10 protein-coding genes are annotated in these 11643 nt (G+C 69.1%); 6 read left to right on the top strand and 4 right to left on the bottom strand.

The annotated features are described in order from the left end of the window. Both CCS01_RS10085 and CCS01_RS10080 read left to right on the top strand, forming a co-directional pair. The coding region (locus CCS01_RS10085) for a CHAD domain-containing protein (RefSeq protein ID WP_146101654.1) at positions 1-820 on the top strand (820 nt) is incomplete at its 5' end. Positions 821-979: 159 nt separating this feature from the next. Beyond that, positions 980-1474, top strand: a complete 495-nt coding sequence (locus CCS01_RS10080) for a thermonuclease family protein (protein ID WP_158258325.1) — start codon at positions 980-982, stop codon at positions 1472-1474. A 1099-nt stretch (positions 1475-2573) separates the two neighbouring features. Here CCS01_RS10080 and CCS01_RS10070 read toward each other — a convergent pair. Further along, positions 2574-3776 carry a pyridoxal phosphate-dependent aminotransferase gene (locus CCS01_RS10070; RefSeq protein ID WP_104518697.1) on the bottom strand — a complete coding sequence of 401 codons (1203 nt, stop codon included), beginning with the start codon at positions 3774-3776 and terminating at the stop codon, positions 2574-2576. A gap of 1 nt (position 3777) precedes the next feature. After that, entirely contained in the window at positions 3778-4980 is a 1203-nt protein-coding gene (locus CCS01_RS10065) for a pyridoxal phosphate-dependent aminotransferase (RefSeq protein WP_104518696.1), read from the bottom strand. 196 nt (positions 4981-5176) lie between these two features. On the opposite strand from CCS01_RS10065, the gene CCS01_RS10060 reads away from it, so the two are divergent. Then, complete coding sequence (locus tag CCS01_RS10060) at positions 5177-5503, top strand: NIPSNAP family protein (RefSeq protein WP_104518695.1); 327 nt, start codon at positions 5177-5179, stop codon at positions 5501-5503. A 681-nt stretch (positions 5504-6184) separates the two neighbouring features. Next, entirely contained in the window at positions 6185-7387 is a 1203-nt protein-coding gene (locus tag CCS01_RS10055; RefSeq protein ID WP_204848209.1) for a hydantoinase/carbamoylase family amidase, read from the top strand. A 628-nt stretch (positions 7388-8015) separates the two neighbouring features. Here CCS01_RS10055 and greB read toward each other — a convergent pair. Next, positions 8016-8534: a transcription elongation factor GreB gene (greB, locus tag CCS01_RS10050; RefSeq protein WP_104518694.1), complete on the bottom strand. Its 519-nt coding sequence runs from the start codon at positions 8532-8534 to the stop codon at positions 8016-8018. A 65-nt stretch (positions 8535-8599) separates the two neighbouring features. Between greB and CCS01_RS10045 the strand changes: the two genes are divergently transcribed. Beyond that, a complete protein-coding gene (locus CCS01_RS10045) occupies positions 8600-9049 on the top strand; it encodes a TIGR03668 family PPOX class F420-dependent oxidoreductase (RefSeq protein ID WP_104518693.1) in 450 nt (149 codons plus the stop codon). On the opposite strand, the gene CCS01_RS10040 is transcribed toward CCS01_RS10045, so the two are convergent. Continuing rightward, the gene (locus CCS01_RS10040; protein ID WP_104518692.1) at positions 9043-9819 is read right to left on the bottom strand and encodes an SDR family NAD(P)-dependent oxidoreductase; all 777 of its coding nucleotides are present in this window, start codon (positions 9817-9819) and stop codon (positions 9043-9045) included. The genes CCS01_RS10045 and CCS01_RS10040 overlap by 7 nt on opposite strands. A 739-nt stretch (positions 9820-10558) precedes the next feature. Between CCS01_RS10040 and CCS01_RS10035 the strand changes: the two genes are divergently transcribed. Beyond that, positions 10559-11643, top strand: a 1085-nt coding sequence (locus tag CCS01_RS10035; RefSeq protein WP_104518691.1) for a glycosyltransferase family 9 protein, incomplete at its 3' end; no start/stop codon positions are given.

Genomic DNA, 11643 nt, shown 5'->3' with positions numbered 1-11643 from the left:
GCCAAACGGGGGAAGGGCGGAGGCGGTGCACCAGATGCGCGTGGCGGTGCGCCGCGCCCGCTCGGCGATCGCGATCTTCCGCCCGGCCCTCGCCCCCGGCGCCCTCGACCCCATCAACGACGGCCTGCGCGCGCTCGGTCGGCGACTCGGGCCGACGCGCGACTGGGACGTGTTCGCCGGCGAGACCATCCCCGCCATCCAGCACGCGCTGCCGGGCGACGAGCGCCTGGCGACGCTGACCACGGCGGTGGCGCGGCGGCAGCGGGCGCACCAGAAGGAACTGGCGGACTACCTCGCCGGCGCCGAGTTCCGCCTGCTGGGCATCAACCTGGCCTGGTTCGCCGCCGCGCAGGGCTGGCACGCGCCGCCCAGGGGTATGGCCGGCGACGTAGCGGACGCGGCGCGGGAGGACGTGGCGGAGGACCTGGCGACGTTCGCCGACGCGGTGCTACAGCAGCGCTGGAAGAAGCTGCTGTCGGCCGGCAAGCGGATCGAGACGCTGGACATCCCGGCGCTGCACGCGCTGCGGCTGCGGGCCAAGCGGGCGCGCTATGCCGCGGAGATGTTCGCCTCGCTGCACGACGACAAGGCGGCGCAGCGCTTCATCAATCGCCTGAGCCTGCTGCAGCAGCGCCTGGGCGTGCTGAACGACGGCGCGGTGGCCAGCCACCTGCTGCTCGAACTCGGCGGCGCCGGCGGCCGGCACGCCTATGCCGCCGGCCTGATCGCCGGCTTCCTGGCGGCGCGGGCGGAGCGGATCCGTCCGCGGATCGTCCGCGCGTTCGAACGCGTCCGCCGCCTGGATGCGTATTGGACTTGACGCGGCGCGCCCCGCTTTGGCATCGGTGAACTGATTCGGTTGCCGGACCATGCACCGATGCAGGCCGGCACGACAACAACCGGGGCATGGGTGACTTTCGTGAGACACAGGCGGCGGATTTTCAAGCCGAGCAGGCGTCGGGCGGGATTCCGCCTCAGGATGCCGCCGCCGGGCGTCTGGCTGGCGGCGGCGGGCGGCGCGGCGACGCTGGCCGCGGCGGCTTGGCTGTTCGTGAGATCCTCCGACGCGCCGGCGCTGGCACCGGCCGACAGCCATGTCGGCGCGCCGGCCGACAAGCTGGCGGTGCTGGACGGCGACACGCTGCGGCTGGGCGACTGGGTGGTGCGGCTGGCGGGGATCACTGCCCCGCCCCGCGGTTCTGTGTGCCGCAACGGGGAGCAGCCGGTGGATTGCGGGGTGGCGGCGGCCAATGCGCTGGCGGCGCTCGTGCGCGGGCGGGCGGTCGATTGCACCATCAAGGGCCATGACGGCCAGGGTCGGCCGGTGGCGGACTGCGTGGCCGGCCCGGAGGCGCTGAGCGCGGCGCTGGTGCGCGAGGGCTGGGCGCGTGCCGAGGCCCCGGCGCTGCAGGCGGACGAGCGTGCCGCCCGGGCCGCCGGTCGCGGACTCTGGCGTTCGGGAGGCCGGTCTTAGCGGCGGCGTGGGCTGGGGCGGTCGTGGTTTGATATGGGGCGGTGCGTCCCGTGGCGGCGGCAGCGTGGTGGATGGCGTATTTTTGTTCGCACAGAGACGAAGCAGAGGGGGTGGAGGGCCACAGGGGATCAGTGGGACGTTGCGCGGTCCGGCTCGGATGCGGACGTTGGAGGTACCAGGGGGGGCATCGAGGCTATGGGATGGGGGATTCGGAAGCGGCCCGCTGCGGATGTGGCACCCATCGTCATGGCCCGGACAAGCGCCACGGGATGCACAGATCTCTGAAACGATCTGCCGCGGCCCTGGCCCATGCGATCGTGGCCGGGCTTGTCATGCCCTTGATCGCGGCACGCGGCGGATGGCGGATCATGAACTTGGCGTCTTGGCGTTTGATCGGCGCCATCCACCGCACGAACCACCGGCGGAGCGCACCCGCCACCGCCCGGTGCCGCCGCGCCGTTCCTGCTCAACGCCAAGACGCCAAGATACCGGGGCAGATGTCACCGTCCGGCGTGGGCGGGCGCCGGTCATGGCCTTGATCGCGGCAGGCGGCGGATTGCCGGGCATGAACTTGGCGTCTTGGCGTTTTATCGGCGCCATCTACCGCACGAACCACCGGCGGAGCGCACCCGCCACCGCCGTGCCGCAATCGCAGATCGTGCGTACGATCGTCGCCTCGATCCCTCAGGCCGGCCGCGGTCGTCTCATGGCGATACCGAGCGGCGCCCAGCCGGTGCGAAGGCATTCGCGCGGTACCCGGCCAACAGCGCCCCGGACGGGTCCCGTGACGTGTGAACGCGCCAGCGACAGGCCGCGCCATGACGGTGAAGGAATGCTCCGGGCCATGGGGCAAGGGCCTGATTTTCAGGTTGTTTCCGCGATGTGTGCATCCCATAGTTCGCCACCGGCCGGCGCGGCCGACCCGCCCTGCATGAAGCTATGGGGCGACCAGGGCAGGCTCGTCCCCCACCATCGGGGTAGTTTCTTATTGGGAACAAGACCGGCCATGACGGAGAGGCACCGGACCTCTCGCCTGCCTTCCGCCTTCACGATGCCGGCACGGGCGAACCGGCCAAGCCCCATGCTCGCAGCCCCTCGCTTAGCGCAGCCCCTCGCAGAATGTCTGGATCCGCTTCAGGCCCTCCACCAGCTCATCGTCCGCGGTGGCGGTGCTGATGCGCAGGAACGGGCTCATGTGGTAGGCCGCGCCGTGCACGGTGGCGACGTACTGCTCCTCCAGCAGCGCCAGGCAGACGTCCTCGTCGGTGTGCAGCACCCGCCCGCCAGTGCTGGTCTTGCCCAGGCAGCCGGCGACGTTGGGGAACACGTAGAACGCGCCCTCGGGCTTGTGGCAGGAGATCCCCCTGGCGGCGTTCAGCATGTCCACCGCCACGTCCCGCCGGCGCTTGTAGGCGACGATCTGTTCCTCGACCCCGTCCTGCGGCCCGTCCAGCGCCGCCGCGGCGGCCGCCTGGCCAACCGTCGAGATGCCCGCCGTGGCCTGGCCCTGCACCACGGTCATCGCCTTGATCAGCGGCTTCGGCCCGCCGGCATAGCCGACGCGCCAGCCGGTCATGGCGTAGGTCTTGGACACGCCAGTCAGGGTCAGCGTCCGGTCCTTCAGGTCCGGCGCCACCTCGGCGAAGGTGTGGAACCGGAAGCCGTCGAACACCAGGTGCTCATACATGTCGTCGGACATGATCCAGACATGCGGGTGCCTGCGCATCACTGCGGCGATCGCGGCAATCTCCTCGGCCGAGCAGCAGGCGCCGGTCGGGTTGTTGGGATTATTTAAAATCAGCCACTTGGTGCGTGGGGTTATGGCGGCGTCGAGGTCCTCGGGCCGCGGCTTGAAGCCGTTGTTCTGCGGGCAGGTCACCAGCACCGGCGTGGCCTCGCACAACTGCACCATCTGGGCGTAGGCGATCCACGACGGCACCGGGATCACGACCTCGTCCCCCGGATCGACAGTGGCCATGATCGCGTTGAAAAGACACTGTTTCCCGCCGTTTGAGACGATGATCTCGTCCAGCGCGTAGTCCAGGTTCGAGTCGCGTCTGAACTTGCGCTGGATCGCCTGCTTCAGCGCCCGCGTGCCGTCCTGCGGCGGGTACTTGGTGTCGCCGTGCAGCGCGGCCTGGTGCGCCGCCTCGACCGCGTGCGGCGGGCTGTCGAAGTTCGGCTCGCCGGTGGTCAGGGTGATCACCGGCTTGCCGGCCGCCTTCAGTTCGCGCGCCTTGATCGTCATCTGCACGCTGGCGGCGAGCTCGACCCCGCTCAGCCGTTTGGCGAAGCCGGGCATGTCAGTGCAGGCCCTGGCAGAAGCGCTGGATGCGGGTGCAGGCATCGTGCAGCTTGTCGGTCGCGGCGGCGTAGCTCATGCGGAAGTAGCCGGGGTAGCAGAACGCCGTGCCGTGCACCGCGGCGACGCCTTCCTCGGCCAGCAGCGCCAGGGCGAACGCCTCGTCGTCCTTGATCAGCGTGCCGCCCTTGCTGGTCTTGCCGATGCACCCGGCGATCGAGGGATAGACGTAGAACGCGCCCTCGGGGTTCGAGCAGTGCACGCCCGGCGCCTGGTTCAGCATCTCGACCACCAGGTCGCGGCGCTGCTCGAACACCTTGCGCATGTCCTCGACCGTTTCCTGCTGGCCGGTCAATGCTTCAATCGCAGCGGCCTGGGCGATGGAGTTCGGGTTCGACGTGGACTGGCTCTGCAGTTTGTCCATCGCCTTGATCAAGGCCACCGGGCCGCCGCAGAAGCCGATACGCCAGCCGGTCATGGCATAGGCCTTGGACACGCCGTGCACCGTCAGGGTGCGGTCCTTCAGCCGGGGCTCGACCGCGGCGATCGTGCCGGCTCTGAAGCCGCCGTAGACGAGACTGTCATAGATATCATCGGTTAGCGCCCAGACATGCGGATGCCGCATCAGCACCTCGCAGATTGGCTTCAGCTCCTCGGCCGAGTAGGCGGCGCCGGTCGGGTTGCAGGGGTTGTTCAGCATGAACCACTTGGTCTTCGGCGTGATCGCCGCTTCCAGGTCCTCGGCGCGCAGCTTGAAGCCGTTGTTCTGGCTGCACGGCACCAGCACCGGCTTGCCGTCGGCCAGCGTGACGATGTCGGGATAGCTGACCCAGCAGGGGCTTGGGATGATGACTTCATCCCCGGCGTTCAGAGTCCCCAGCATGGCATTGAACAGCACCTGCTTGGCGCCGGTGGAGACCATCACCTCCTCCGGCTTGTAGGCGATGCCGCTGTCGCGCCTGAATTTCGCCGCCACCGCCTTGCGCAGCGCCTGGGTGCCGGAGACGTCGGTATACTTGGTTTCCCCGTTGGCCAGCGCCCGGATCGCCGCGTCCTTGATGTTCTGCGGGGTGTCGAAGTCCGGCTCACCCATCGACACGCTGATCACGTTCTTGCCTTCGGCGATCATGCGGCGCGCCACCGTGGAGATCGCGATGGTCAGGCTGGGCTGGATTCGGTCGAGGCGTTCGGCGGTGAGAGACATGACAGGTTCCAGGTTGTACGGAGAAGCGCGGGAACCTAGCCAAGCCCTGCCGCGGGGGCAACCATTTGCGCGCGTCCGGGTTGCGGGGCTGCGCTGCACCGGCGGGGCAGCCCCGCCCCCACCTTGCCCGTCGCGCCTTGCCCGTCGCGCCGTGCCGCCGCAGACTGCTGGCGGATCGCACAACGGGAGGAAAATCATGATCCACGAACTGCGGATTTACGAATGCGTGCCGGGGCGGCTGCCGGACCTGAACAACCGGTTCAGCACCATCACGCTGAAGCTGTGGGAGAAGCACGGCATCCGCCAGGCCGGATTCTGGACCACGCTCATCGGCGAATCGAACCAGATTCTATACTATATGCTGGCCTGGGAATCGCTGGCCGAGCGCGAGAGCAAGTGGGGCGCCTTCATGGCGGACCCCGACTGGCACGCCGCCCGCGCGAAAACCGAGGCGAACGGGCCGATCGTCGCCAAGGTGACGAACTATATCCTGGCGCCGACGGCGTATTCGGCGGTGAAGTAGCGCCGGCGGGTGTTTCCGGCGGGAGCGGGCACGCTCCCGCCCGGGCAAGCGCGCGGTGCCGGCTTCCTTGTTCCACGGTTTGAATTGCAGGAAGCCGCCGGGCGTCCTCCGTGGTGCGGTCGCAGATCGCGCACCATGCCACGGACGTGCGCCAGGGAATCCGACGAGACATCAACGCTCCATCTCAGGTTTCGATCGGGCTGGAAGGCCCCCGCAGATGGTATCCGCATGGTGCATGTGCTCCCGCGATGCCTTCATGGCTCCGGGTCCGCGCCTGAATGACCGCTTCGCTTCGGCCCCTCCTGTATGCCGGCAACAGTCGGAGGAAGCCGGGAGAATGCCGATCGGCCCGGGCGGCTGCCGGTCAGGCTGTTCTTAGTGGCTTAGTGTCTTTGTGTTAAGCCAACGGTTGTAGCGGCACAGGCCGTGATCGTGGGCCCCGGACAGGTTCGTGCGGTTTCCTCTGCCGCTTCAACACAAAGACACTAAGCCACTAAGATTGTTGTATTTCCTGTCTCCCGGACAGGGTTCGGCACGATGTTCAGGCTGCCGTGGAGCCAACAGAGGGGCTTCTTGTCGCCCTGATGGGTTTTGCAAGCCGTCCGCGGCCGCGGCGCCATTGCGCTGTGGACAGGCCGCCGCCAGCATGGCGTGCCGCACACCCGGACCTGGAGCATGCCCATGCCTGCGATCGATGGTGACCGCCTGCTGCGTGACCTGCATGACCTGCGCGAAATCGGCCAGTACAAGACCGGCGTGCACCGCCCGACCTTCTCGCGGCAGGATGTCGAGGCGCGCCACTGGCTGGCATACCGCCTGGCCGAGGCGGGCCTGGACGCCGCGATCGACGGCATCGGCAACGTCTATGGCCGCGACCGGGCACCGGGGCGGAAACTGCTGACCGGCAGCCACCTGGAAACGCAGAACCACGCCGGCTGGCTGGATGGCGCACTCGGCGTCATCTATGGGCTGGAGACGGCGCGCGTGCTCGGGCATGGCATCGACGTGGCGGCGTGGTGTGACGAGGAAGGGCATTTCGGCTCGTTCCTCGGCAGCCGCTCGTTCTGCGGCCTGCTGGGCGAGGCGGAGATCGACGCCTGCGCCAACCGCGAAACCGGCGTGCCGCTGCGGGACGCCCTGGACCGTTCCGGCTTCGCCGATCGGCCGCGGCGGAAGATCGAAACCGCCCGCTATCGCGGCTACCTGGAAGCGCATATCGAGCAGGGCGCGGAACTGGAGGAACGCCACCTGCGGCTCGGCATCGTCACCGCGATCGTCGGCAGCCGGCGGTTCCGGATCGCATTCACCGGCGAGCAAAACCATGCCGGCACGACCCGCATGGCGGCGCGCAAGGACGCCGGCGTGGCTCTGGTGCGGCTGGTGGCGGCGATCGAGGACCGCTTCCCGGCGCTCGCCGGCCCGCGCACGGTCTGGACCACCGGTGACATCCGGCTGCATCCCGGCGCCCCCAGCGTCGTCCCGGGCCGCGCCGAGCTGATCTTCCAGTTCCGCGACACCGACCCGGCCGTCCTCGATGCGCTGGAGGCGGCGCTGGACGAACTCGTCGCCGATGCGGCGCGCGGCCCGTGCGGCGTCGCGGTCGTCCAGCGCAGCAGTACCGCACCCAGCGCGATGGCGCCCGGCCCGCAGCGGGCGTTGCGCGACGCGGCCCAGCGCCTGGCGCCCGGGCAACACCAGGCGATGCCGTCCGGGGCCGGGCATGACGCGCAGATCCTGGCCCAGGTGCTGCCCTCGGCAATGCTGTTCGTGCCCAGCATCGGCGGGATCAGCCACCACTATGCCGAGAACACGCGCGACGAGGACATCGTGCTCGGCTGCCAGGTGTTCACCGAGGCCGCGGCATCCCTCCTGAGCGGGAGATAAAGAGGGGTGCGTCGGGACAGTGTTCAGCCTCCAGGGTTCGGGAGGGCGCGGGGGGATCCTTGTGCCGGTGCGGCAGCGTGGTTGATGGGGGTGGGTGCGTCCGCCGGCGGCGGCAGCGCGGTTGAAGGCGTATTTCTGTTCGCACAGAGACGAAGTTGAGGGCCCTGGAGGGCCACAGGGGATCAGGGGGACGTTGCGCGGCCCGGTGCGGATGTTGCTGTCGACCATACGAGGCAGATTTACATTCGAGGCAGGCTTGCATCCCGGGCAGGTTCATCGATCCGGTCGTGCAGCGATGACCGGCGTCGCATGGTCCGGCAACGCAGGGGGGGTCATGCGCTTCGCGCGCGGCGCCATGACCTTTTCTCTGTGGCCCGCTGCGGTCCTCGGTTATTCTCTGTGGCACCATGTCCGGACGATCCGCCCGCACGCCCGCCGCCGCTGACCCCCACCAGCCGAAAAACAGGCAAGCCCCGCCCGAGCCAATGGCCTGCGCGCCGATCCGTCACGTCGCCGCCAGCCCCCGGACGATGCTCATCTTCAAGGAAAGGGCTCTGCCGCACCCGCAATGACCGGTGGGCTGTTTCCCGTCGCACCGGACGGCTGACGTGACGGCAACGAGCCGATATCACGGCGGCGGCGGATAGGCGATGCGCACGATCTCCAGCACCTCCGGCCCGCGCGGCGTGCGCACCGTGACCTCGTCGCCGCAGCGCGCCCGCAGCATCGCCATGGCCACCGGCGAGCCGATGCTGATCTTGCCGGCTGCCATGTCCGCCTCGTCCACCCCGACGATGGTGACGGTGACTTCCTCGTCGCGCTCGTTGGCATAGGTGACGGTGGCGCCGAAGAACACCCGGTCGCGCTGGGTCTGCGCCGCCGGATCGACCACCGCGGCATGCGCCAGGCGGTTGGTCAGGAAGCGCAGGCGGCGGTCGATCTCGCGCAGCCGGCGCTTGCCCTCCTTGTAGTCGGCGTTCTCGCTGCGGTCGCCGTTGCCGGCGGCCCAGGCGACGATCTCCACCACGCGGTGGCGTTCGGCGCGCCGGGCGGCGAGCTCGGCCTGCAGGCGGTCGCGGCCGTGCGGCGTCATGTAGAACCGGCCGCCCGGCAGCCGCGGCGGGCCGTCGTCTTCCTCGTCGTCCATCTGCCTTTCCCCTTGGCCTCTCCTGGCCGTCGCCTTCGGCCGCGTCCTGCTCTAGACTGGCCGCCATGCTGACCGACGCGCAACGGCGTTTCGTCGAGGCCGCGCGGGTCGCCCACCTGGCGACCGCGGACCGCCAGGGCGTGCCGCACCTGGTGCCGGTCTGCTTCTGCCTCGATGAACGGTCGGTCTACATCACCGTGGACGAAAAGCCCAAGCGGGCGGACATCCCGCTAAAGCGGCTGCGCAACATCCAGGCGAATCCGGCGGTGGCGGTCACGGTGGACCGCTGGGACGAGGACTGGACCCGCCTGGGCTGGGTGATGCTGCGCGGCGACGCGGAGATCCTGGCGGCCGGCGTCGAGCACGACCGCGCGCAGGACCGCCTGCGGCAGCGCTACCCGCAATACCGCGGGATGGACCTCGCGCCGTTGCCGGTGATCGCGGTGCGGATCGGCCGCGTGCTGGCCTGGGGGGCGTTGGATTGGGGGGCGCTTGACCTGCCGCCGGGTCAGTGACCGAGGTAGTCCATCCGCCCGCCGTCCACCGCCAGCGCCTGGCCGGTGACCCAGCCGGCCTCGGGGGAGGCGAAGAAGGCGACGGCGTTGGCGATGTCGTCCGGGTCGCCGACGCGGCCGAGCATGGCCAGGGCGCCGAGCTTCTGCAGTTGCTCCTTCCAGGCCTCCTCCGGCGTCGTGCCCTGTGAGCCTTCCGTCGGCACGTAGCCGGGCGCCACGGCGTTGACGGTGATGCCGTGCCCGCCGAGTTCCATGGCGAAGCGGCGGGTCAGGATCTGCGCCTCGGCCTTGGTGGCGGCGTAGAAGGCGTTGCCCGGCAGCGACGTGCCGAACGCGGCGATCGAGGTGATGTTGACGATGCGGCCGAATTTCTGCCGCCGCATGTCGGTCATGACGGCGCGGGTGGTGTGGATGATGCCGTCCACGTTGACGTGCCGCATGTGCTCGAGCTTTTCGGCATCGTAGTTATCCAGCGTGCCCTTGTGGCCGATCCCGGCGTTGTTCACCAGGATCGTCACCGGCCCGAACTCGGCCGACACGCGGTCCACCATGCCTTCGACCGCGGCGTCGTCGGAGACGTCGGCGGCGACGGCGATGGCCCGGCCGCCATTGGCGGTGATGTCGGCGACCAGCGACTCGGCCACGTCAGCCCGGGTGACATAGTTGACGCAGACGGAGGCGCCTTCCCGCGCCAGCCGGCGCGCGATGGCCCGTCCGATACCCCGGCCGGCACCTGTGACCAGCGCCACCTGATCGCGCCACGTCGCCATGCAATCCTCCAGAAAAGCGAAACTGTTCGAGTGAAAACAGATTACCCCATGAAAACAGCCGGCGCAGTCACAAGACCCGGACAAACTGCGACATGGCCAGGATTTGACCACTGTCACGCCGCCAACATCCGGCGGCCAGTACAACAGGACTGCCTGCGCAGTGATTCCGGCCACGCAGAAGTCGGAACGATTGCGCATCCCATTATGGTCAGGAAATCCGCAGTTGACGCGACACAGTTACATTAATTGGATCAAAGGATCGCGAACGCATTGATGGCCGCCGCGGCGACCGTGGGGCCTGGCTGGACGCGCCGGGGCGCAACCGCCTGGGCCGCTTGCGAGGCAATCGCCGGTGACCGGACCGCCCGCGTTCCGCTGGATCGGCCAGGCGGCACGCCACGGTGCGGCGCATACCGTCGGGGGTAGCGGAGCGGAGGTACCCTTGTTGCGATAGTTGCAGAATGGAGGATGTTGTTATGAAACAGGCGTATTAAGAAGAACGAAAACAACCATCAGTGATAGCTGAAAGGCGAATGCCTCAATAACGATGCAGACTCTGCACGCAGCCAACACTCCGTCCAGCAAGTAGCGGAACCAACCGCCCAGTAAAACGGCGGCCGGCAGTCTCCTTATGGGCCAGCACACGACGACCTATCACGATATCGTCAGCAGATCCGATTGACAGAAGGCAGGAACAGCTCCTACCGCATGGGTGCGACGACGTGCCGGACCGAACGCAATGACAAGGGCGGAAGAGATCGAGCCGATTGCCTCACCGGCCGGGGCCCGCCCGGGGCCGGCGCCCGTGTCCGCTCCCGTGTTTCCCCCGGTGTTCGCCCCCGTGACGCACCCCGTCGCGGTGGTGCAGCCGCTGCCGGGCATTGGCGACATGGTCTGGCACCTGCCGCATATCCGCGCCATCGCCGCCTGCATCGGCGAGCCGGTGACGCTGATCACCAAGCCGCGCTCGCTTGCGGATGAGTTGTTCGCCGGCGATCCGGCGGTGGCCGAGGTGTTCTGGATCGACCTCAATCCCGCCGGACGCCGGGGCGCGCACGACGGCATCCGCGGCTTCCTGCGACTGGTGCGCAAGCTGCGCGCGCATGCGTTCGGCACGCTGATCATGCTGCACCACAGCACGCTGATCGCGGCCGCCGCCCTCGCCGCCGGCATCCCCGATCGCCGCGGCTACGGCTTCGGCCGGCAGCGGCTGTTCCTGAATCAGGGGCCGTTCCTGCCGCCCGAGGTGGCCAGGCTGCACCAGCACACCCGCGCGACCCGCTACCTGGAGGCGGCCGGCATCCCCCTGCCCTCCAGCGAGCCGCGCCTCGGCGTGCCGATGGCCATGCGGACGGAGGCCCGCGCGCGCCTCGGCGACGGCAGGCCCCGGTTCGTCGCCGTCGGCATCGGCAGCAGCGAGCGGCTGCGGCAGTGGGGGCCGGACCGCTTCGCCGGCCTGGTGGGCGCGCTGCTCGCCGCCGGCTGGCCGATGGTCGTGCTGAGCGGCGGACGGGAGGACGCCCGCCTGGCCGAGCTGATCACCGGCGCGTTGGGCGAACGCAGCCGGCGCGTGCGCCTGGCCCTGGGCTGGCACCTGCGCGACGTGCAGGGGATGCTGGCGGAGGCCGATTTCTACGTCGGCAACAACACCGGCGTGATGAACATCGCCGCCGCGGTTGGCACACGAACCTACGCACTGTTCGGCACCACCCCGCCGTTCCACCACGCCAGCCAGATCGTGCCCATCGCCGCGCCCGACATCGGCGTTCACGACGGGATGGATAGGCTGACTTTGGAGGTAGTGCTCGCTGAGATCGGGGCGGA

The sequence above is a fragment of the Rhodopila globiformis genome (genome assembly GCF_002937115.1).
Lineage (GTDB): Bacteria > Pseudomonadota > Alphaproteobacteria > Acetobacterales > Acetobacteraceae > Rhodopila > Rhodopila globiformis.
Note: the sequence above shows the minus strand (reverse complement) of the source record. Positions and strands in the feature narration are given on the sequence as shown.